The sequence below is a fragment of the Streptomyces sp. NPDC050535 genome (assembly GCF_044457665.1).
GTDB lineage: Bacteria > Actinomycetota > Actinomycetes > Streptomycetales > Streptomycetaceae > Streptomyces.
Genome location: NZ_JBITHE010000001.1, coordinates 979,752 through 1,000,906, shown reverse-complemented (window position 1 = coordinate 1,000,906; position 21,155 = coordinate 979,752). Strand labels below are relative to the sequence as shown.

Annotated in this window: 23 protein-coding genes and 1 pseudogene; 15 read left to right on the top strand and 9 right to left on the bottom strand. The window is 70.4% G+C overall.

Translation table 11 applies throughout. From position 1 onward, the window contains the following. Positions 1–466 precede the first annotated feature (466 nt). From ACIBLC_RS04360 to ACIBLC_RS04350, 3 genes are all read left to right on the top strand, one after another. The gene (locus tag ACIBLC_RS04360; protein ID WP_399209112.1) at positions 467–1,120 is read left to right on the top strand and encodes a hypothetical protein; all 654 of its coding nucleotides are present in this window, start codon (positions 467–469) and stop codon (positions 1,118–1,120) included. Further along, the gene (locus ACIBLC_RS04355) at positions 1,021–1,428 is read left to right on the top strand and encodes a hypothetical protein (RefSeq protein WP_399209281.1); all 408 of its coding nucleotides are present in this window, start codon (positions 1,021–1,023) and stop codon (positions 1,426–1,428) included. Before ACIBLC_RS04360 ends, ACIBLC_RS04355 begins: the two co-directional genes overlap by 100 nt. 161 nt (positions 1,429–1,589) lie before the next feature. Continuing rightward, complete coding sequence (locus ACIBLC_RS04350) at positions 1,590–2,468, top strand: S8 family peptidase (RefSeq protein ID WP_399209111.1); 879 nt, start codon at positions 1,590–1,592, stop codon at positions 2,466–2,468. Between the two features lie 369 nt (positions 2,469–2,837). Here the strand turns inward: ACIBLC_RS04350 and ACIBLC_RS04345 are convergent, their stop codons facing one another. Next, entirely contained in the window at positions 2,838–3,044 is a 207-nt protein-coding gene (locus ACIBLC_RS04345; RefSeq protein WP_399209280.1) for a hypothetical protein, read from the bottom strand. 1,277 nt (positions 3,045–4,321) lie between these two features. Beyond that, a complete protein-coding gene (locus ACIBLC_RS04340) occupies positions 4,322–4,462 on the bottom strand; it encodes a hypothetical protein (protein WP_399209110.1) in 141 nt (46 codons plus the stop codon). 428 nt (positions 4,463–4,890) lie between these two features. Here ACIBLC_RS04340 and ACIBLC_RS04335 point away from each other — a divergent pair, with 428 nt between their 5' ends. From ACIBLC_RS04335 to ACIBLC_RS04305, 7 genes and pseudogenes are all read left to right on the top strand, one after another. Beyond that, positions 4,891–5,256, top strand: a complete 366-nt coding sequence (locus ACIBLC_RS04335) for a peptidase inhibitor family I36 protein (RefSeq protein ID WP_399209109.1) — start codon at positions 4,891–4,893, stop codon at positions 5,254–5,256. Further along, entirely contained in the window at positions 5,250–6,149 is a 900-nt protein-coding gene (locus ACIBLC_RS04330; RefSeq protein ID WP_399209108.1) for a hypothetical protein, read from the top strand. The genes ACIBLC_RS04335 and ACIBLC_RS04330 overlap by 7 nt, the downstream gene beginning before the upstream one ends. Before the next feature lie 642 nt (positions 6,150–6,791). After that, the gene (locus ACIBLC_RS04325) at positions 6,792–7,145 is read left to right on the top strand and encodes an amphi-Trp domain-containing protein (protein ID WP_399209107.1); all 354 of its coding nucleotides are present in this window, start codon (positions 6,792–6,794) and stop codon (positions 7,143–7,145) included. Between the two features lie 51 nt (positions 7,146–7,196). Then, positions 7,197–7,340, top strand: a complete 144-nt coding sequence (locus tag ACIBLC_RS04320) for a hypothetical protein (RefSeq protein WP_399209106.1) — start codon at positions 7,197–7,199, stop codon at positions 7,338–7,340. 18 nt (positions 7,341–7,358) lie between these two features. Continuing rightward, positions 7,359–7,538: pseudogene (locus ACIBLC_RS04315) on the top strand (transposase); the annotation flags it as partial. After that, positions 7,528–7,995, top strand: coding sequence for a transposase (locus tag ACIBLC_RS04310; protein ID WP_399209105.1), 468 nt, complete (start codon positions 7,528–7,530; stop codon positions 7,993–7,995). The pseudogene ACIBLC_RS04315 and the gene ACIBLC_RS04310, both read left to right, overlap by 11 nt. A gap of 586 nt (positions 7,996–8,581) precedes the next feature. Beyond that, positions 8,582–9,271, top strand: coding sequence for a siderophore-interacting protein (locus ACIBLC_RS04305; RefSeq protein WP_399209104.1), 690 nt, complete (start codon positions 8,582–8,584; stop codon positions 9,269–9,271). A 333-nt stretch (positions 9,272–9,604) separates the two neighbouring features. Here ACIBLC_RS04305 and ACIBLC_RS04300 read toward each other — a convergent pair whose 3' ends face one another. Further along, a complete protein-coding gene (locus tag ACIBLC_RS04300) occupies positions 9,605–10,177 on the bottom strand; it encodes a TetR/AcrR family transcriptional regulator (RefSeq protein WP_399209103.1) in 573 nt (190 codons plus the stop codon). A gap of 240 nt (positions 10,178–10,417) precedes the next feature. Here ACIBLC_RS04300 and ACIBLC_RS04295 point away from each other — a divergent pair, with 240 nt between their 5' ends. Beyond that, positions 10,418–10,777 (top strand): darcynin family protein, encoded by a 360-nt coding sequence (locus ACIBLC_RS04295; protein ID WP_399209102.1) that lies wholly within the window; start codon positions 10,418–10,420, stop codon positions 10,775–10,777. A 178-nt stretch (positions 10,778–10,955) separates the two neighbouring features. Here ACIBLC_RS04295 and ACIBLC_RS04290 read toward each other — a convergent pair whose 3' ends face one another. The 3 genes from ACIBLC_RS04290 to ACIBLC_RS04280 all read right to left on the bottom strand — a co-directional run bounded on the left by ACIBLC_RS04290 (position 10,956) and on the right by ACIBLC_RS04280 (position 13,202). Then, positions 10,956–11,645 (bottom strand): endonuclease V, encoded by a 690-nt coding sequence (locus tag ACIBLC_RS04290; protein WP_399209101.1) that lies wholly within the window; start codon positions 11,643–11,645, stop codon positions 10,956–10,958. 75 nt (positions 11,646–11,720) lie between these two features. Beyond that, positions 11,721–12,050 carry a plasmid stabilization protein gene (locus ACIBLC_RS04285; RefSeq protein ID WP_399209100.1) on the bottom strand — a complete coding sequence of 110 codons (330 nt, stop codon included), beginning with the start codon at positions 12,048–12,050 and terminating at the stop codon, positions 11,721–11,723. A 90-nt stretch (positions 12,051–12,140) separates the two neighbouring features. After that, positions 12,141–13,202, bottom strand: coding sequence for a WD40/YVTN/BNR-like repeat-containing protein (locus tag ACIBLC_RS04280; protein ID WP_399209099.1), 1,062 nt, complete (start codon positions 13,200–13,202; stop codon positions 12,141–12,143). A 316-nt stretch (positions 13,203–13,518) separates the two neighbouring features. Here ACIBLC_RS04280 and ACIBLC_RS04275 point away from each other — a divergent pair, with 316 nt between their 5' ends. Beyond that, positions 13,519–13,935, top strand: coding sequence for an SsgA family sporulation/cell division regulator (locus tag ACIBLC_RS04275; protein ID WP_399209098.1), 417 nt, complete (start codon positions 13,519–13,521; stop codon positions 13,933–13,935). Positions 13,936–13,953: 18 nt separating this feature from the next. Here ACIBLC_RS04275 and ACIBLC_RS04270 read toward each other — a convergent pair whose 3' ends face one another. Further along, positions 13,954–14,799: an isocitrate lyase/phosphoenolpyruvate mutase family protein gene (locus tag ACIBLC_RS04270; protein ID WP_399209096.1), complete on the bottom strand. Its 846-nt coding sequence runs from the start codon at positions 14,797–14,799 to the stop codon at positions 13,954–13,956. 95 nt (positions 14,800–14,894) lie between these two features. Next, positions 14,895–15,575 (bottom strand): GPP34 family phosphoprotein, encoded by a 681-nt coding sequence (locus ACIBLC_RS04265; protein ID WP_399209095.1) that lies wholly within the window; start codon positions 15,573–15,575, stop codon positions 14,895–14,897. Between the two features lie 374 nt (positions 15,576–15,949). On the opposite strand from ACIBLC_RS04265, the gene ACIBLC_RS04260 reads away from it, so the two are divergent. From ACIBLC_RS04260 to ACIBLC_RS04250, 3 genes are all read left to right on the top strand, one after another. Continuing rightward, positions 15,950–17,584: an ABC-F family ATP-binding cassette domain-containing protein gene (locus tag ACIBLC_RS04260; protein ID WP_399209094.1), complete on the top strand. Its 1,635-nt coding sequence runs from the start codon at positions 15,950–15,952 to the stop codon at positions 17,582–17,584. Between the two features lie 152 nt (positions 17,585–17,736). Next, positions 17,737–18,513, top strand: coding sequence for a dimethylargininase (gene ddaH, locus ACIBLC_RS04255; protein WP_399209093.1), 777 nt, complete (start codon positions 17,737–17,739; stop codon positions 18,511–18,513). Between the two features lie 242 nt (positions 18,514–18,755). Continuing rightward, positions 18,756–19,733: an acyl-ACP desaturase gene (locus ACIBLC_RS04250; protein WP_399209092.1), complete on the top strand. Its 978-nt coding sequence runs from the start codon at positions 18,756–18,758 to the stop codon at positions 19,731–19,733. 933 nt (positions 19,734–20,666) lie between these two features. Here the strand turns inward: ACIBLC_RS04250 and ACIBLC_RS04245 are convergent. Next, positions 20,667–20,927 (bottom strand): WhiB family transcriptional regulator, encoded by a 261-nt coding sequence (locus ACIBLC_RS04245; protein WP_399209091.1) that lies wholly within the window; start codon positions 20,925–20,927, stop codon positions 20,667–20,669. Positions 20,928–21,155 lie beyond the last annotated feature (228 nt).

Below are 21,155 nucleotides of genomic sequence, written 5' to 3'. Positions count from 1 at the left end.
CTCGGCAGGTCGACGATTCAGAGTGAGGACAGCCGGAGCGTCAATCGGGGATCGGGTCAGACCCACGAGCGGTGCCTCCCGCATCCTCACAGTCGGGGATCTTGGAGTTTCGCGGTGCGGCAGCATGGCCAACGGGCATGCTCGGGTAGTTCCGCTGACCGATGCAGTAGTTGTCGAGGTGCCCGTTGTCCCTCCGCCCGCGTTCCGGTGAACAGGTTCCGCCTGTGACCGCACAGGTCGCGCGGGCGAGCAACCCGGTTGGTACGACGGCGATATGGGTGCGCGACCGGCTGGACGGGCTGTGGTGCGACGAGGACTTCGCCGACTGGTACCCGCGAGACGGGCGGCCGGGTCTCTCGCCTGCTCAACTGGCCACCGTCTGTGTGCTGCAGCTCCTGCTCGGCCTCTCGGACCGGCAGCCGCCGAGGCGGTCCGCTGCCGCATCGACTTCAAGTACGCCAAGGCCATGGAGCTGGACGATCCCGGCTTCCACCACAGCGTGCTGGCCGACTTCCGCGACCGTCTCGCCGAGGGGGGCGTGACCGCCTCCTCGACCTCGCACTGGCCCGCCTCAAGGAGGCCGGCCTCGAAGGGCGCGCTGCGCTACCACGGTGTCGGCCCGCGGAGGCTGGCGGAGATTGTGCGCCTACGGACGGTGGCCCGGCTGGGTGTCGATGTGCGGATCGGGATCGGGCCGACGATCACCGTCGCGGCCACCGCGTCCCGGCAGATCGGCTCTCCCGGTGGCATCCTCGGCGTCGACCACGACCAGGTCGATGCCTGGCTGGCACCACTGCCGGTGGAAGCACTCCATGGCATCGGCCCCCGGCAGGCAACGGCTCTGCGGGGTTACGGCGTCGACAGTGTCGGCCTGCTCGCCGCGCTGCCGCCGGCCACGGTGCAGCGCATCCTCGGAGGCCGCGCCGGGCGCCTGGCCGCCGACCGGGCCCGCGGCATCGACCCCCGCCCCGTCACCCCCCGCACCCTCCCCACCTCCACCACGCCTTCCCCCGGCAGACCCTGGACGGGGCCGAGGTCCGCGCCGCCCTACTCGAACTGGTCGTCCAGCTCGGACTCCGGCTGCGCTGGCGCGAGCAGGCTGCCCGCGCCCTGGCGCTGACGCTGCGGTTCGCCGGCGGTCCGTCGTGGGAGAAGTCGCGCCGTCTGCCGGAGGCTTCCGCGCATGAGGATGACCTGCGGACGATGGCGTATCGGCTGATCGATGCCGCGGGCCTTCAGCGCGGCCGGCTCACCGGGCTCACGCTGAGGGGTGAGGACCTGATCGACGCTGATCAGGTCGCGCAGCAGATCAGCCTCGACGGCGCCCGCGAGGACCGGCTGATCGCGGAAGCGGTCAGCGACCGCATCCGCCGCAAGTTTGGGCCTGCCGCGGTTGTCCCGGCCGCCACGCTCCTGCGCGTTTCGTAGGAGGTGCCGTGTCTGAACTGCGTTGAGTTCACTCCCGCGAGTGATTTGGTGGTGGCGGGGCCGCTCAGAGCCTTCAGTACCGGATCTGATGGGCAGCGTCGGGAGGCAGTCTGGGGATTGTCTCGTCTGCCGGCTTTGTCGTTCTGATGAGGAGTGGACCCATGACCGCTGTCAACCAGAAGAACGCCCCCTGGGGCCTTGCCCGTATCTCCCACCGCTCGAAGCTGACGTTCGCCACCTTCAACCGCTACGACTACGAGGAGAAGGCCGGGGAGGGCGTCGATGTGTACGTTCTGGACAGCGGGGTTTCCGAGAGCCACCAGGATTTCGAGGGCCGGGCCAGCTGGGGTACCAACGCGACCGGCGACGACGAGAACATCGACGGCAACGGTCTGGGTACCCACCTCGCCGGGATCGTGGCGGGCCGTAAGCACGGTGTCGCGAAGCGGGCGAGGATCATCGCCGTGAAGGTGGCCTACACCAACGGTGAGGTGGACCCGAAGGCTCTGATCAAGGGACTGGAGTGGACGGTGGATCAGGCGAAGGCGTCCGGGCGGCCGTCTGTCGCCCTGATCGGCGGTGCCTGGATGGGAGGAAAGGACGCGGATGTCGACGAGGCGGTCGACGCCGCCGCGAACGGAGGACTGTTCGTCGTCGTTCCGGCCGGAGACAACAACGATGACGCGCTCATCCGCTCGCCCTCCGGTGCCTCCGGTGCTTTCACCGTCGGAGCCTCCACCCTCACCGACGAACGCTGGTACGGCTCCGGTCACGGGCCCGCCGTCAATGTCTTCGCTCCCGGCGAGAACGTCCTGTCCGCATACATCGGTAACGCCCAAAGTACGGCCACTCTGTCCGGCACGGCACAGGCTGCGGCGCATGTCGCCGGCCTGGCCGCGTACCTGCTGTCGACGTCGGCGGAGGTGACTCCCGCCACCGTCAGGGACGCGATCACCGTCCTGGCCGTCAGGGATGCCCTGGCGGACATCCCTGACGGCACGAGCAACCTGCTGGCGTTCAACAACGTCAGCCCCTCCTGACCCTGCCTCAGCAAGCCTGACCCGGCCGGGCTGACGCCGCCCTTCGCGGCAGCGTCTACGGCCCCGGCCCCGGCCCCGGCCCCGGCCGCCTGGGTGTCTTCACCCGGCCGAGGTTCATCTGACGAAGCCGGCAGCCGCCTGCGCTCACCTCACGTCCCTGGCGGGGGCGGGCTGCCGGTGTGCTGGCCGGGGGAGTTGCTACGGCGCTGTTTCGTAGTCGACCGTCTCCTGTCCGCAGCCTGCGGCGAGTTCGGCGAGGGCTGCCCGTTCGCGGTCGTCGACGGCCAGTTGCCAGCGCAGCTTGGTGGCGACCCAGTGCGCGGCGTAGGTGCCAGCGGATCACCCGGCAGGAGTTCGTGAACGGCGCGGTCAAGCGGCTGCGCGACAACCCCGACCGCGGGCGTCGGCGAGTGGCGGCTGCCAGTCGGCGGGGTCCTGGTCGGACTTGGAGCGGTTGCTGCGGGCGGTGACGGCGACCAGACTCGGCTCGGCGCCCAGGTCGTTGGCGTAGGCCTCGCGCCGCTGCGCCGTCCAGGCGTTGGCGCCGGAGTCCCAGGATTCGGCGAGCGGGACCATGTGGTCGATGTCCAGGCCGCCCGGGGCGGTGAGGGTCACGCCGTCGTAGAAGGAGTACCACTCGCCCGCCACGATCTTGCAGCCCGCCTCGATGGCCGGCTCCACCCGGGACTCGGCGATCAGGACCTCGGCGCGGGTGGGCAGCCGTCCCGGTCGGCGTCGACCCAGTGCCTGAAACTGGTGCGCTGGTAGCCCTCCCGCGACTCGGCTGCCGAGGGCAGCAGTTGCACGGCCTGGGCCAGCGACAGGGGTTCCGCTCGCGCCTCGCGGGCGACGGCGGGTTCGGTGGTAGCGGGAAGGCGAGGAGGAGGGCGGCAGCAACCGCGATCTTCGAGAGCATGAGGCTCTAACTAGCGGCGTGCGGCCACGACCCGCCCGGACTTCCCCCCTCTGCCATCCGGGAGGGGGCAATGGTCGTACCGCACGCGGCGGGCGCAGCAGGCGCAGGACCACCCACCGCGCCGGCTGCTTCCGTGCGTCGTCACCCCTATGCCGGTGCGCAGAGCACCGCGCCCCGGCGCCGGGGCACCCGCATTTCGTGTGTGACGAAACAGAAGTCTGCGGACGTCGGTCCCGACGGCACAGAGCAGGGCGGCGGGGACGACGGTTGAGCGCACCTGCGCATGGTGCGGGGCGCCGGTCGCGTACACCCGCAGGGGCCGACCGCCGCGCTACTGCCGGCCCTCACACCGCCGCCGAGCCTCGGAACTGCGCACCGCGCAGTCGCGTGCGGGGCGTCCGGTGAGTTAGGGCGGGCGGACTGCGGAGCCGGTGCGGGAGGTGGTGGAGCGGACCGTGGTCCGCCACGCCGCGGCCGTGAGTGCGGCGCCCCGTCTTGCGCAGCGGCTGAGCGCCAGCCGTACACCCTGCCCGAGTACGCGGTCGAGTGGATCGAAGCTCTCGCGGCTCTGCGCAGGGAAATGGCCAACCCGAGGATCGCTCCCTTCCGCGAGCACATCGCCCAGGCCTGCGAGCGGACCGCCCGCGCACTGCGCGACGGCGAGCCGCCGGCGCGCGCGGCGGACCCGGCCTGAACGCCAGTGAACGAGAGGGGAGCGTGAAGGCGGGGTCCAGCAGGACCGCGCCCGTCAGAAGCTGTGCCACATCCTCTTTGTGCAGGTCAGAGCGATCAGCCTGGGAGTGCGCCAGCGGTACCGTTCGAGCGTCGTGACGACGTCTTGGTGAACGGGATACCCGGCCTGGAACGACGGCCATGCCAAGGGGCTCAGCCCATTCGTGAACTTCCTGCCCCGGGTGCCGCCGGCTTCCATTACGTCTCACCATTCGACGAGGTCGCGGATGGTCGCGGTGCCGGACCGGACGATCCAGGTACCGCTGCCGGGCGGGGTTTCGTCCGACTCATTCGCCTCGATGCCTGGTGGAACGGCCACCCGCTCGACCGCACCCGCGTCAGCCACCTTGCCCGACTCGATCTCTTCCTCGCCGCGTGACCGAACAAGCCAGCAGGATCGTCACCAGCCACAAACGGCAGTGATGTTGTCGAGTGCATCACCCGTGTGAGTGAGTCTCCAGTGCGATGTTGATCGGGTTCGCCAGGTTCACCACGTGATGTACCGAAGTCGGCCATTCCGTCCGGATTTCATCAAACTATGACTGGTTTTTTGCGTACATGGGGTCGCTGTTTGCTGGGAACCTTGGCCGGGCGGTCCTCCAGGTGCCGTGGATGTCTCTCACGGTGCTCGCGCTGAGCGGGCGGGAACCGTGGCCGGCGGCACATGCGCGGAGGGAAGCCCGACTGCCACACCCTGCGGGGCAGGTTGAGACCACCTTGACGCTGCCTTCCCATCGTGGCCGCTCAGAACGGCCACCAACCGAAGGACAGAGTATGAAACGGATACTTCCCAAGGCCGGTGTTGTCCTTGGTGCTGTGGCGCTGGCCGCCACCGCGCTGGTGACCGCCAGCCCCGCCAACGCGGCCTGGTCCGACTGTCCGTCCGGGGCGCTGTGCGCGTACCTGGGCACCGGCGGCGCGGGTGATCCTGGGACGGTCTACGGCAACAACGCCAATCTGCTGCAGTACAACAAGTTCAACAACGCTGAGTCCCTGTACAACAACGGCAACAACTGCGACGTGCGCGTCTACTCCGGTCTGAACTACACGGGTTCGGTCGCCACGGCCCAGCGGGGCTGGACGTACTCCCCCCTGTACAGCCCCTGGAAGGACAACGTCGCCTCCAACATCTGGTGCTGAGCCGATACCGCGGGCGGCTCCCTTACCTGGCGCTGATCACCGCGCTGGCCACGGCCGGTTGCTCCTCCTCCGGGGAGCCCGGCCGCGAGCCCGCAGCCCTCGATGTCCGCCCGCTTTCGGGAGCCACCGCGTTCAGCCATGTCGACTCCGTACGCCTGCACGACCGCGAGGAGCGTGCCGTCACCGCCTGCATGACCGCCCGTGGTCAGGAATACACGGCACAGCCCGCGATCGCCTCCGCGCGCGGCGCAGAGACGAACCCGTACGGACTGCTCACCCCGCAGCGAGCGGCGGCGGACGGTTACGGCATCGTCGGCGAATACCTCCTCCTGCGGTCCACGCCGCCACCTGCCGACAAGCCGCGTACGAAGGCCTGGCAGCAAGCCCTGACCGGAACCGCGGAGCACCGGGTGACGCTGCAGCTTCCGGGCGGGACCAACGTTCAGTACTCCACAGACGGCTGCATCGCCCGAGCGAACGCGGAAGTGTACGGGCCGAAGTGGAACACGCTGGAGCCGCTCACCATGAAACTGGCGAATATGGTGCTCGCCACGGTGGAGGAGGAGCCGGCCTACCGTAAGGCGCTCCGGCGCTGGTCCGCCTGCATGACGAAATCCGGTCACCCGGCAGCGGACCTTCAGGCCGCCCGCGCGCCGCTCAACGCCCGCCTGCCCGCGGCGGCAAAAGACGAAGAGGAATTGCGGGCGCTGGGCCGTGACGAGATCGAGGCCGCGAACGCCGACGCCCGGTGCCAGATGGACACCGCGCTGGCCAAGGCCGTCGCGGACGTCCAGCGGGAGGTCGAGCGAAAGCTGCTCACCGCGGTGAACCGGGAGACCATCGCGCGCTATCGGCAGGCCAAGGAACGGGCGCTCAACGACACGGCCGAGTGAGGGAACTCGCTCGGCCCACATCTGGCCCGCGCCAGCTGGCCAGGTGACCAGCCCGGCCTCCCTCGGGTTCCGAACGCCTCGGCGAGCTCGGCGTCCGCGAACAACGCGCCCAGTTCGTCACGGACCCGCATCGCCAACGGGTACGGGTCACGTGCCGCCACCGCCCGCGCCACCTGCGCGGTCAGCTCAGGCACCTTCAGCCACGGCCTCGGCTGCATCGACATTCCACACCCCACGGATTCCACTCGCCCAGGACAGGCAGGGGAAGGCGACTGCGGACGGACCGCCCCCATGCGGCGAGATCGTCGGACACGTTGCGTGCGGCCCCGTCCGGGGCGCGAGAGGGCGTGATCACGTGACCTCCTTCGACGTCTGCGGGCGAGGCGCTCCGCCGCACCGTGGATCCGCCCCGCCGCGGGGCTCTTCACCCCTGGCGGGGTGTGGGGATCGCCCTGCGTCCGGCCTGCGAGCAGGTCCCGGTGCCGTGCTCTGTGGGTGACCGTGCGGCGGCCCACAGGCGCCGCGGCCGGCCCGACGTGCGCGGCGAGCCCGGATGAGCAAGATGGGAGGTATTCCGACTGGCCTCCCCTGTGGCTGTGCGGGGCAGACCGGCAGCCAAGCCGTACACGGATCGGAGACACGATGAGAGACCTCAAGTTCGAGCAGAAGCGCTCCCTGTCCCGCCAGGAGGCCGCTGACCAGCTCACGGCACTCGCCACCGCTCTGCGGGATGGAGAAGAGGCCGAACTGGAGCTCGGCTCCGGACGGCTGAACCTTCGGATACCCGACGACCTTCGCAGCGAGATAGAGGTCGAGGTCGGCGATGGAGAGATCGAACTGGAAATCGAGCTCAAATGGACGACGTCACCCCGAGCACGATCGTCGCGAGCGGGCACCGCGACGCAGGACACCACACCTCGAAAAGCCAAGCCCGCTACCCCAGCGCGCAGCCGCACGTCCCCCGGTAAGAAACGGACAGCGACGAAGAAGACCTGAGACAGACCCAGCAGGAAGCAGGCGAGCCGGCTCGCGTTCAAGGCTCCAGCCATGCCACTGACCCTCGACGCGGCCGTGATCACCGCCAGCTCACGCCCTGCCCGCCCCGGCCGAGGCGCCGGTGTATGCGGCGGACCCGGCCGGGACGGCAGCACGGCCCGAGACGTCCTGACCAAGGCGGGCCGGATCCCGTGACCTGCCGCGGTCAGGTCTGTGGCTGGAGCTGGAGATCTGACGCATGTGCAGTGGGCCCGCCTGGAACCGCTGTTACCCCAGGGCAAGAAGCCGGGGCGTCCACCGGTGTGGACGCGGCGGCAGTTGATCGACGGCATACGGTTCCGTACCCACACGGGCGTCCCGTGGCGGGACGTGCCCGAACGCTATGGGCCGTGGGGCCGGGTCTATGACCTGTTCCGGCGCTGCCAGCGGGACGGCACCTGGCAGCGGATCTTCGCAGCACTGCAGGCGCAGGCCGACGCCAAGAACCTCATCACCTGGGACCTCAAATCGACTGCACAGTCGGCCGGGCCCACCAGCACGCCGCCGGGGCGCGGAAAAGGGGGATCTGCAGAAGGAGCCGTTTGGCGGGATCGGCGTCGAACCGGACGACCACGGCCTCGGCCGCTCGCGCGGCGGTCTGACGACCAAGCTGCACCTGGCCGTCGAGCAGGGCCAGAAGCCGATGTCCATCGTGATCACGGCCGGGCAGCGGGGCGATTCTCAGCAGTTCGAGCCGGTCCTGAAGAAGATCCGCGTCGCCCGCCCGGATGCAGGACGGCTGCGGACCCGACCCACCCGAGTCCACGCCGACCCGGCTTATGCCTCCCGCAAAAACCGCGCCTACCTGTGACGACGCGGAATCCGCTGCACTGTCCCGGACAAAGCCGACCAGGCATCCCATCGCAAGAAGCGCGGCTTCCCGCGGCGGCAGACCATCCGCCGCAACTCGGCGCCGTCCCGGCGACGCCGAACGGCCTGTTCCTGGTCCTGGGAAATTCTGATCAGCGGCAGAGTCGCCAACGCCAACCCGGGCTGGCTACAGCGCAGTAATCGGGCCCGGGGGCAGCGAGTTGGGCTGTTGCCGAGATTGGTCGGCGCTCGCCTGTCCATGCCGGTCCGGCCGGGTCAGTGCCCTCCCCGCGCACCAGGCGGAGCTGGATCTGGTCCAAGCGCATCGGGCGGGGGGGCGGCGCAACCCCCGTTGTCGCCGTCACCGGCAGGGCCCCGACTGCCCGTCGCGGCTCCGCATGCGCCAGGGCCCCGACCTTCGCGAAGTCGGCCTACTGATCTCGGCGCCGAAGGAGCCCGGCGTAGCCGAACGCGGGCACACGCAAAGACAAGCACTATCGCGTTCTGAACGGAACGCGATAGTGTCGCGTTCGGTTGGATGTTGGCCTTCAGCGCCCCACCGCACCGACGAGTTTCCGAGGAGTCCTATGGCTGCCCTGCTCTCCCCCCTCCTGGACCTGCTGACGCTTCAGGGCACGGTCACCGAGACCGAACCTGTCGCCGCCCGACTCCGTCGCCTGCGCATCGAGGGCGAGGCCCTGTCCGGACTGACCGTCCGCCCCGGACAGCAGGTGAAGGTCCTGGTCGGCGACGGGCTGACTCTGCGCACGTACTCGATCTGGCGCTACGACCCGGAGGGCGCCGTCGAATTGTGCGTACTGGATCACCCTGGGGGTGGTCCCGGAGCACGGTGGGGGAGCAGCGCCACAGTCGGCGACCGGGTCCGAATGCGCAAGCCGGAAGGGACGTTCACGCTGCGGCCCGACGCCGCGCACCACGTGTTCGTCGGGGAGGAGACGGCCTCGGTCACCTTCGGCGCGATGCTGGGCGCACTGCCTGACGGGGCGCGAATCTCCGGCTGCATCGAAACGGAGACGGCTGCCGACCGGCTCCCCCTGCCGTACTCGGACCGCCTCAATTGGATCATCAGGAGTGGCACTTCGCTCCCGGATGCGGTGCGGCGCCTCGCCCCTGAGTCAGGCGGGATCGCGTACGTCGCCGGGGAGGCGCGGACCGTGCAGCACGTGCGGCAGGTGCTCGTGCGAGAGGCCGGCTGGGACCGACGGGCGGTACTCACCAAGCCGTTCTGGGCACCGGGCAAGCGCGGGCTGGAGTAGGGCAGAATCGCGCCTGCACTTCCAGGAATGTCGCCGCCGCACCCACTGGTACGAGGCGGATTCTTCAGCTTCCGAGGGTCCGGCAGTTGGCGTGCGGTGGCTCTGGAATCCGCGCGGTACGGAATCCGTTCTTGAAGCCCTGCCGAGTCTTGGCGAAAAGCGACTTCGTCGATCGTCCGAACCAGCAACCGTTCCGTGCCTGGTGGTGAGTCATGTGGACACGCCCATTGCCGTAGCCGCCTGTTGACGGCAGGAACTGTGTGTCGACGTCAATTCAGAAACACCGATGACAGCCGCCGGTGCGTGGCCGGGAGCGGCCTGGCGGGCTCACCTTCAGGATTCCTCAGATCCGAGGTCATGGAGGAAGCTTCGTGCCAGCTCGTGCGTGTCGAGCTGCGCCGGGTCGCGCCCGCTCATGATCCAGAAGAAGGCCGGTCCGATCAGCCGGCCGATTGCTTGATCGCCGGCCGGCCGGGCCGGGGCGATGCGATTCAGGACGGCACTCGCGCTGGCGCTGAGAACGTCCTTGGTCGCGATCAACTGTTTCACCGCCGGATCGTGCTGCGCGGCGGCGAGCAGGGCGCGGTAGCCGGCTCCGGCCGGTGAGTGGGCGAGGAAGCGCACCAGCGCGTCGAGGTAGGACGTGATCTCGGCGAGCGGGGTACGCGACGGCGCGACGGCGAGTTCCTCCTCGGCGTCGTCCACGCATGCCTCGAAGAGGATTTCCGCCTTCGTCGACCACCAGCGGTAGACCGTCTGCCGCCCGACGCCCGCCCGCATGGCGATGCCCTTCATGGTCAGGGCCGCGTAGCCGACCTCGAGCAGCAGGTCGTCGACGGCGTACAGGACGGCCTCGCGGGCCTGCTCGCTGCGGGGCCGGCCGCCGCGGCCCTTCGCCTCGATCATCCCGCCATGTTAGCGAGACAGCGTGACTGGTTATTGCCCCGCCGAATAACTAGACACCGTGCACCGAAACATTCTACGGTTTCGACACACGGTGAACCGAAACTGGTGGGGCCACGGGCACCCGCACGCGCGAGCTTCCCGACTGGAATCGGACCGGCCCGGCCTGCTCGAGGACATCCTGAGCGGGGCCTACGGCACCGCATCGTGACCACCATCCAGCAGCATGCGAGGAGATCTTCCATGTCCGACTTCGAGCCCGCCGTAACAGCGTTCATCCTCCTCAAGACCAATCGCGCCTGGTTGGAGCTGTCCGTGCCGGAGCGCGTCGCCGCCTTCCAGGAAAGCGTTCTGCCCGCCATCAAGGACAAGGCCGAGGACGTACGTTGGCGCTACTATGACACCGAGTTCTACACGGCCCGCGTTACGGACATCTGGGTCTGGGAGGCACGCGATCACGAGGCTTTCCAGTTGGTCATCGAGGCGTTGCGCGAGACGCCGTTCTGGGACCACTACTTCGAGATCGTCGAAATCCTCGTGGGCGTCGAGAACGGGTACGCCAAGCACTACGACACCGACATTCTGGCGACCAACAACGCCTGAGCATCGCCTGGTGGTCGCCTACCGGCGCGGCGTGGTAGGCGAACCGCGATTCGGCACCGGTCGTTAGCTTCAGTGGCGGCATAGGGCGCCCTCGCAAGTGCTGACGAGCCCGCTCTGGCTGTTCCCGGCCTCGGCTGGCTAAGCTCAGTCCACGTGCGCCGTCAACGGCGGGGACCCTTCAGGGGGTTGCCTCGCGCAGCGCTTTTCGGCAGAGGGAGTCGGCGCGCCGGGTGGACTCCGGCAGGCGGAACTTCGGGGTGAGGGCGAGCGTGTGCGCGCACGCGTTGTCGAGGCTCACGCGGTGTCCGACCGAGACGAACACCGGCTTCACGCCGTGCTGGGTGCGCAGGGCGCGGCCCACCTCGTCCTGGTCCGCGAGGAGCGGGGCCGCGCTGCCGCGCCGGGCGCCCGGCTCCTCGTACGAGAAGGTGAACGGGTTCTTGGCGACCCCGATCGTGGGCAGCCCGGTGAGTACGCCGAGGTGGCTGGCGAGGCCGAAGCGGCGCGGGTGGGCCACGCCGTAGCCGTCGCAGACGACCAGGCCCGGCGCGCAGGGCAGGGCGTCGAGCGCGGCCATGACCGTCGGGATCTCGCGGAAGGCGAGCAGTCCGGGGACGTACGGGAAGGAGACCGGGCCGACGGCGGTGGCCTCCGCGACGACGTCGAGCGTCGCCGCGTCGAGCACCACGGCCGCGGCCGCGACGACGTCCCGCTCGTCGTCGTAGGCCACGTCGACCCCGGTCACCCGGCCGGTGCCGGGCAGCGGTCCCGGTTCGCCCAGGACCACCCGGCCCCGCAACTCGTCCTGCACGGCGCGTGCCTGCTCTTCGGTGGCGGGCCAGCCCGCGGGGATCCGTACGGTCGTCATGGTGGGCACGAGCGTACGACCAGGGAGCGGGCCGACCGGACAGGGGGACGCGTGCTCCGCCCTGCCGCCCCGTGGTCAGTCCTTGTCGCCGAGAGCGTTCCGCAGCTGCTGCTTGTTCATGTCCGAGCGGCCGTGGATGCCGCGCCGCCTGGCCTCCGCGTACAACTGGTCGTACGTGGGCCCCTGGGCGCCCTTGTGCGAGCGCTGACCGCCGCGCCTGGCCGACGACATGTCCTCGGTGGACGTCCGGCTCGCGGTCTTCGACTCGCCCGAGCGGGCGCGTTCCTTGTTGACCGTGCGGGCGGCGATCTCCTCGGCGCGCTTCTCGCTCTCGCCGCGGTCGCGGACGCTCTCCTTGATGTGTTCGTACTGGCGTTCCCGCTTGGGGCTCGAACCGCGTGGCATCGCTGATCACTCGCTTTCGGGCGTCGGGTCAGTCACTCGCACTGCCGTACCCGGCACGAGTACCCCGCTTCCGGGCGGACACAGCACCCGTCACCGCTCGAGGCGGGCCACCCGGCCCTGCTCGCCGGATGCCCAGCAGCCGAGGTCGGGGGCGCAGTCCACGGTGTCGTACGAGCCGGTGTCCAGCGTGCGCCAGGTGCGGCCGCCGTCGCTCGTCAGGTCGGTGCCGGTGGGCCCGACCGCGAGCGCGGAGGTACGGCTGTACGGCAACCAGGTGACACCGGAGCGGTAGGCCGGCGGCGGCTGCGCGGCGGGCGTCCAGGTGCGGCCGCCGTCGGAGGTGCGCGCCGCCCCCCGCGGGGAGGCCTGCTCGGGGCGGTAGTCGCCGCCGACCGCCAGGCCGTGGGTGCGGTCGCGGAAGGCGAGGGCGAAGACGCCGCGCGCCGGGTCGCCGGCCGGAATGGGCGTGTCGGTGGCGGTCCAGGTCAGGCCCCGGTCGGCGGAGTGCAGCACGCGCGCGCGTGCCGCCCCGCCGGTGGCCAGCCACACGTCACGCGGCCCGGAGCTCACGAGACACTGTCCGCCGGCCGCGAAGCCCGCCTCGCCGGCCTGGGCCTCGGGCATACCGGCGTCCGGCAGCACCTTCCAGGAGCGCCCGCCGTCGCTGGTGGACAGGATGCGGAACCTGCCGTCCACCGGGTCGCTCATCGCCAGGCCGTGCCGGCTGTCGAAGAAGGTGAGGCAGTCGTAGAAGGCCCTGGCGTCGGTGTTGCGGAACGACTCGGTCCAGGTCGCCCCGCCGTCGTCGGTCCTGAACACCCGGGAGGCCTCCCCCTCGCCGATGGCCAGGACCACGGCGCGCCGCGCGTCGAAGGCCTCGATGTCGCGGAACTGGAGGTCCTGGGCGCCGGGCGGCGAGACGTTTCGCCAGGTCGCGCCGCCGTCGCCGGTACGCAGCACGGTGCCGGCCGAACCGGCCAGCCAGGCGGTGTTCCTGCTGACGGCCGACAGCCCGCGGAAGCGTACGTCGGTGCCGCTGTCCTTCAGTTCCCAGTGGGGCGCCCTGCCCGTCCCCTGGGCCGCCCCCTGAGCCTGTGCGGGCGCTGTCAGCGCGGCGGCCAGCGCTCCCGCGCACAGTCCCACGGCGACCATCCGACTCGTACGTACCGTCCGTCGCGTCTTTCCCAAGCGCCTCATGGCGGGCGAAGCTAGCCCACTCCCCCAATGGCGTCCAGATGGCCTGCTCCGGGAACCCCGGGACCCCGACCGAGTGTCCTCACGGTTGTCCGGGGACCGCGGATCCCATGTCCCGGGTCGGCAGGACAGGAGATCGATCACCAGAACGTCTGAAAGCGGTGACACAGGTCACTTGGGTTTCGTGTACACCCGTTGGCTCGTTCCGTCGTCTCTTCTACTGACCGGCCTCATCCGCCCGGAGTTCGTTCAGCCTTCACAAGGGAGCAAGGCGTTGTCCATCGTCATCGAGCAGCCCGTAGAGGCCCGCCTCGTCGCCGCCGCGCCGCGGATGCCGAGCATTCCCGCAACTCTGCACTACGACCGAGGCGATCCCTTCGCCGTCCGCATGACGTTCCCCGCCCCGGCGACGCTGGAAGGCGTGGAGGTGTGCTGGACGTTCGCCCGCGAGCTGCTCGTGGCCGGTCTGGAGGACTCGGTGGGCTACGGGGACGTACGGGTGCGTCCGTACGGCTACGACCGCACCGTTCTCGAGTTCCACGCACCCGAGGGCACCGCGGTGGTACACGTGCGCTCGGGTGAGGTGCGGAGGTTCCTGGGCCGCACGACGGACCTCGTGCCCACCGGGCTCGAGCACCTCCAGATCGACCTGGACCACGACCTCGCGGAGCTCATGCGCGGCCCCTGCTGAACCGGCTTCCGACCGCCCTCATCGACCGCCGCTCATCAGGGTGTTGAGTTCGGCGTAGTCGAGTCCTCCGGCCGGCGAGTCGTAGGTTCCCGTGCCCAGCAGCTCCCGCGCGGCGCGACGGACCATGGCGTGCGCGGCCTGCGCGATGCCCGAGCCCGCGCTGATCCGGGCCACTCCGAGCGCGGCCAGTTCGGCGACGGACGGCGCCCCGGGTCCCACCATCACGTTCAGCGGGCCCTCGATGCCCTCGGCGAGAGCCCTGACGGTCACCGGATCGACGACCCCGGGTACGAAGACGCCGTCGGCTCCGGCCGCCAGGAAGGCGCCGGCCCGCTCCAAGGTCTCCTCGGTCTTCCCCGCGCCCCGCAGATAGGTGTCGACGCGGGCGTTCACGAACAACGGCACCCCGGCCTCGTCGGCCGCCGCGCGAGCCGCGGCGATGCGCTCGGCCTGCTCGGCGATCGGACGCAACGGCTCGCCGCCCCCGTCGCCGTACCGCGCGTCCTCGATGTTCACACCCACCGCGCCCGCCGCCAGCACCGCCCGGATCGTGTCCGCGACGCCCTCGGCGTCCTCCCCGTAACCGCTCTCGACATCAGCGCTGACCGGGACCCGGACCGCCGCGGCGATCCGCTCCACCGCGCCGACGGCCTGCCCCCGGTCCAGCCGGTCCCCGTCCGCCGTCCCCAGCTCCCAGGCCACTCCCGCGCTGGTCGTCGCCACCGCGGCCGCCCCCGCCTCCTCGACGATCCGGGCACTCGCCGTGTCCCAGACGTTCGGAAGAACGAGCGGACTGCCCGGTACATGCAGGGCCCTGAAAGCCTGGGCGGTTTCGCGGAGGGTGTGGAGCTGCGGGTTCGTCATGGGCCGAGCCAACCACCGGGTGAGGGCAGGGGCTGGCGGAAATCCGACATGTACGTGCTGTCGGCCGAGGGGCCGGGCCTCCCGCGGCCGGTCCGTCAGCCGCTCGGCGCCGCCCCCGTCGCCGCCCCCGTGGTCACCACCACGATCATCGCCGTGCGTACCTCCTGGATGACCTTCTTCAGGGCCGGGGCCGCCGCACCGCTGCGTTCGGTCAGCCGTTCGATGCGGTCCTTGTGGAGTTTGCGGTCCTTGCCGGACATGAGGGTGCGGAGCTCGGCCGCGGCCGCGAGGGCGACGACGGCGGCGGCACGCTCGGAGACGTCGGCGACGGGCTCGGGGCCCGCCAGCACCCGGCGCGCGTCCTCGCGCAGTGCGTCCACGGCGGACACCCGGTCCAGCTCGTACTCCACGGACGGGAACAGCCCCAGCACCCGCTTCTTCTCCGCCCGCAGATATCCCTCGGCCGCGAGCTGCGCGCGTACGGCGTCCAGGGTGACGCGGGCCCGCAGGGTCACCCAGGCCTTCCACTTCCGCGGCCGGGACTCCTCGATGAGTTCCAGAAGGCCGTCGAGGACGAGGTCGCCGGTGTGTGCGTCCGGGTCGACAGGGGTGGCGATGCCCTCGACGTCGGAGAGCAGTCCGCGCTGCGCGAGCTCCGTGAGGGCTCCGGCGCGCACCAGGTGGTGGAGATGGGTCGCGCCGGTGACCTTGAGCTTCGCCGTGTCCCAGGAGAGCAGATAGAGCCTGGCGGGCAACGAGAGCGAGCCGTCGGGCACGGGGTCTCCTTCGTGTCGTCTGAGGGCCACGCTAATTCCTTTGACAGAGGTCAGGACCGCTCCTACCGTGTGAGGTGGTCCTGTTGCCGCCGATTGGAGAAGGACGTTGCTCGTCTGAGGTCTGAGTCACCGCGTCACACACAGCCAGTTCTTCCTGGCTCCCGTGTGCGCAGCGTGCGACCTCGGCGTACGAGCCGTCCTCCGGTACAGGGCCTTTTCGCCGCCCTCGGAACCGGACCCGTCCTCGGACCTGCATCCGTCCTCGGAACCGCGTCCGTCCTCGGGCCTTGATCCGCCTCGTACCTTCGTCGTCGTCACCTCGCGGTGCCTCCCACACGTGCCCCTGACCGCACCCGGCAAACCGCGAGGCCTCCTTGTCAACCACCCCCACCGCTGTCACCTGCACCGCCGTCTCCTTCGCCTGGCCGGACGGCACCGCCGTCTTCGACGACCTCCAGGTCGCCTTCGGACCCGGCAGGACCGGGCTCGTCGGCGTCAACGGATCCGGAAAATCAACCCTGCTGAAACTGATCGCCCACGAACTCACCCCGGCCGACGGCACCGTCCGCGTGGCCGGCGAGGTCGGCTACCTGCCGCAGAGCGTCACGCTCGACACCGGTCTGCGGGTCGACGAAGCGCTCGGCATCGCCGCCACGCGCGTCGCGTTGCACGCCATCGAGGCGGGCGACGCGGCCGCGGAACACTTCGACGTCGTGGGCGACGACTGGGACGTCGAGGAGCGGGCGCTCGCGACACTCGGCGAACTCGGGCTCGGCCGCATCGGCCTGGACCGCACCATCGGCGAGGTCTCGGGCGGCGAGTCGGTGCTGCTGCGCCTGGCCGCTCTCCTGCTGCGCCGTCCCGACGTACTCCTGCTGGACGAACCGACCAACAACCTCGACCTGTACGCGCGCCGACGGCTGTACGCGGCCGTCGAGGCCTGGTCCGGCGTCATGGTCGTGGTCAGCCACGACCGCGACCTCCTCGACCTGGTCGACCAGATCGCCGATCTGCGCTCTGGGGAGGTCACCTGGTACGGGGGCAACTTCTCCGCGTACGAGGAGGTGCTCGCCGGCGAACAGGACGCGGCCGAACGCATGGTGCGCGTCGCCGAGGCCGACCTGAAGAAGCAGAAGCGCGAACTGGTCGACGCGCAGGTCAAGTTGGCCCGCCGCAAGAAGTACGGCCAGAAGATGTTCGAGCAGAAGCGCGAGCCGAAGATCGTCATGGGCGCCCGCAGACGCGCCGCCCAGGAGTCCGCGGGCAAGCACCGGATCATGCACGAGGAGCGGCTCGCCGACGCCAGGGACCGGCTCGACGAGGCGGTGGACGCCGTACGGGACGACGACGAGATCCGCGTCGACCTGCCGTACACGGCGGTGCCGCCGGGCCGTGACGTACTCACCCTCCAGGGCCTGGAGTTGCGGTACGGCGCGCGCGTGGAGGGCGTTTTCGACCTGCGTGGGCCCGAGCGGATCGCGTTGATCGGGCGCAACGGCGCGGGCAAGACGACGCTGCTGCGCACGATCGCCGGGGAGCTGGAGGCCGTGTCCGGCGAGGCGCGGGCCCATGTACCGCTGCGCTTCCTCCCGCAGCGGCTGGACGTTCTCGACGACGGGCTGAGCGTCGCGGGCAACGTGGCCCGCTTCGCTCCCGGCGCCACCAACAACCGGGTCCGGGCGCGGCTGGCCCGCTTCCTGTTCAAGGGGGCGAAGGCCGACCAGCTCGCGGCGACGCTCTCCGGCGGTGAACGTTTCCGCGCGGCGCTCGCCGCGCTGATGCTGGCCGAGCCCGCGCCGCAGCTCCTGATGCTCGACGAGCCGACGAACAACCTCGACATGGCGAGCGTCCGGCAGCTCACCTCCGCCCTGGAGTCGTACGAGGGAGCGCTGATCATCGCCAGCCACGACCTGCCGTTCCTGGAATCCGTGGGAATCACGCGCTGGCTGCTCATGGAAGGAGGAGAACTGAAAGAAATCGGGCGGGAAGCTGTCGGGTATCCCTCATAGCGCCCGGTGCGGGGAACCGCATAGCTTCGGTCACAGGGGCCGCCCCGCGCGGCACCCGGGATCGTCTCGCGCGGGCCTTGGGGGCTGTTGCCGGCGCGGACCGGCGCTGCATGATGTGCGCCGACGCCCCCTGCCGATTCGGAGACCCGCACGTGCCCAGCCAGAAGGCCCTCATACGCCGGCCCAGCCCCCGCCTAGCCGAGGGGCTGGTGACGCACCTCGACCGCGAGAAGGTGGATGCCGACCTCGCGGTCGAGCAGTGGGAGGCGTACGCGGAGGCCCTGCGTACGCACGGCTGGGAGACCGTCGAGGTGGATCCGGCGGACGACTGCCCGGACTCCGTGTTCGTCGAGGACGCGGTGGTCGTCTTCCGCAATGTCGCGCTGATCGCCCGCCCCGGCGCCGAGTCCCGGCGCGGTGAGACCGCCGGGGTCGAGGAGGCCGTGGCCCGTCTGGGCTGCTCGGTGAACTGGATCTGGGAGCCGGGCACCCTGGACGGCGGCGACATCCTGAAGGTCGGCGACACCGTGTACGCGGGCCGGGGCGGACGCACCAACGCCGCCGGGATCCAGCAGTTGCGGGCGGTGCTCGAACCGCTCGGGGCCCGGGTCGTCGCCGTTCCCGTGAGCAAGGTGCTGCATCTGAAGTCCGCGGTCACGGCACTGCCGGACGGGACGGTGATCGGCCACCTCCCCGAGGTGGACACGCCGTCGCTGTTCCCGCGCTTCCTGCCGGTGCCGGAGGAGTCCGGCGCACACGTCGTACACCTCGGCGGCGGAAGGCTGCTGATGGCGTCCAGCGCTCCGAAGACCGCGGAACTGCTCGCGGACCTCGGCCATGAACCCGTTCTCGTGGACATCAGCGAGTTCGAGAAGCTCGAAGGCTGTGTGACATGCCTCTCCGTCCGGCTTCGGGAGCTCTACGACTGAATGAGCGCGAACGGGACACCCGTACAGCCCCGCGACCTGGGCCTCCTGAGCGAGTCCGAACGAGGTCGGGCGGGCACCGAAAAGGGCTGAACCTTGCTCGCACACCCCTGCTGATCAGGGACTCTTTACACCCTACTTAACCTACGGTTTCGTAACCTACGGATACGTAGCCTACGATGCCGTAGGTTGCGAAACCCCGCTCAGTATTCTTCGCGTTTCCGCCCCGTCCCCCTGGAGCACCAGTGACGATCACTTCTCCCCACCTGTCCAGCCCGTCCTCCGACTGGACAGACGCTCGGCTGTTGTACGCGCTGGAGGAAGTGGTCGAGACCGAGCTCAACCGCCACCTGAAGGTGGCGAAGGACTGGATGCCGCACGAGTACGTGCCGTGGGGCGACGCCCGCAACTTCCCCGGCTTCTTCGAGGACGGCGAGGCCTGGGGCAAGGAGCAGTCCAAGGTCACCGAGCTCGGCCGTATCGCGCTGGTCGTCAACCTCCTCACCGAGGACAACCTGCCCAGCTACCACCACGAGATCGCCTCGCTCTTCGGCCGTGACGGCGCCTGGGGTACCTGGGTGCACCGCTGGACCGCGGAGGAGGGCCGGCACGGAATCGTGATGCGCGACTACCTGCTCGCCTCGCGCGCCGTGGACCCCGACCAGCTCGAGGCGTTCCGGATGATGCACATGAGTGAGGGCTTCGAGTCGGACAACCGCCACTCGATGCTGCACTCCGTCGCGTACGTCGCCTTCCAGGAGCTGGCGACCCGTGTCTCGCACCGCAACACCGGCCACCAGTCGGGCGACCCGGTCTGCGACCGCATGCTGGCGCGCATCGCGACCGACGAGAACCTGCACATGGTCTTCTACCGCAACCTCCTGAAGGCCGCGTTCGAGCTCGCCCCCGACCTGACGATGCAGGCCGTGCGTGACGTCGTCGTCAACTTCCGGATGCCCGGCCACGGCATGCCCGGCTTCGAGCGGGCCGCCGCGCAGATGGCCATCGGCGAGGTCTACAACATGCGCATCCACCACGACGACGTGCTCCAGCCGGTGCTGCGCCACCTCAAGGTCCTGGAGATCGACGGCCTCAACCCGCTGGGCCTCCAGGCGCAGGAGGAGCTCGGCCTCTACATGGGCGGTCTCGACTCGGAGGCCTCGAAGTTCGACGCGAAGCTCGCGGCCCGCAAGGCCCGCATGGCGGCCCGCGCCGCCGGCTGACCCCCGCGCCGCCCTTCGGGGCAACCCACCGAGATCACCTCACTCGTCGCCGTCATCCGGTCCAACGCCGCGTCCCGCACGCCGGCCACCGGGTGGCGGCGCGGTGCTGCCACCCGGCTCCCACCGCCAGACCGGGCGCTGGGGACACCGAGCGCAAGGGGGCGGCTCGGCCGCGACCGCGGCTTCGGTGTACCGGTCCCACCAGGTGTCGCGCAGCGCATCGAGCAGCGCCTGGGGCAGCGCGCTCAACTCCCGCTCGGCGGCGTGGAGAAAAGGGCCGGATGGCGTCTGCCGAGTGTTTTCCAGCGGGTGACGGCGTGGAAGAGTTCGGGCAGCGAGCGTGCGACTGTCCCGGCGTGCAGTCGGGCAGCAGCCGTGCGGCTTCCGCGTCGCCCCAGTTCTGGCGCAGGGTGTCCACCGGATGGTCGGCGAGCGTGGTTCGCCGCCCCGCGACGATGGCGCGCGGCAGTTCTCGGCGTAAACGCCTCCGGGGCGTCGTGAAGCGCCGACTCGAAGGCGGAGTCGGGCACGTGAAGGCTCTCGGCGACGCGCGGCGCGTGTCCGCGTACGAACGCGTCCGGGTCGGCCATTCGGTCCGCGATCCACTCGGTGTCCGGCCGACGGACGCGGCGACGACGGCGATCCCGCGTGCGTAGGGGCCGCGGGTCTCGAGTGTTTCCGGCACCGGCCGCGGCTGATCCGTCTCCCGTACCCACACGGCGAGTTCACATCAAAGTTTCTTGCCCAAGGAAGCACTCGGCGCATGCGCCGCGGATGGGCGAGGGGCTCGAGCGCGTTCAGCCAACTCTCGGCGTGCTGTTGCGGGCTGCGGGTCGTGCCGGGGATCGTGCCTGTCGGGGCCGCGCGGCGCGGGCCGATTTCCGATCCGAGGGTGGGCATCGGGCCGGGGGTACGCCCTGATGCGGTGGTCGGTCAGTTGCGTTCCGCGCGCCGGAGGCTGAGCCGTTCCTTCTCGGAGAGGCCGCCCCAGACGCCGAACCGCTCGTCGTTGTCGAGGGCGTAGTCGAGGCAGGCGGGGCGCATCGCGCACATTCCGCAGATGCGCTTCGCCTCCCGGACCGAGCTGCCCGGCTCGGGAAAGAAGAACTCGGCCCCGGTCTGCGCGCACAACGCCTGGTCCTGCCAGTCGATGTCGGGCGAGGCGTCGGTTTCGGTATCTGTGTCGGTCTGCATGGCGAGGATCGTGCCGTTCGATGAAAAACGTTCGATCAACGGCTCATCAACGCCAGGTCACAGCGGTGCCGTTCGGCCTTGCGACCTCCGTGATGATGGCCCGTGCGGCACCGGCCCCGCACGGCGGCGCGGGGGGGGGGGGGGGGGGGGGGCCGGCCGCCCCGGGCCCCGCCCCCCCCCCCCCCCCCCCCCCCCCCCCCCCCCCCCGCCCCCCCCCGCGCACCCCCC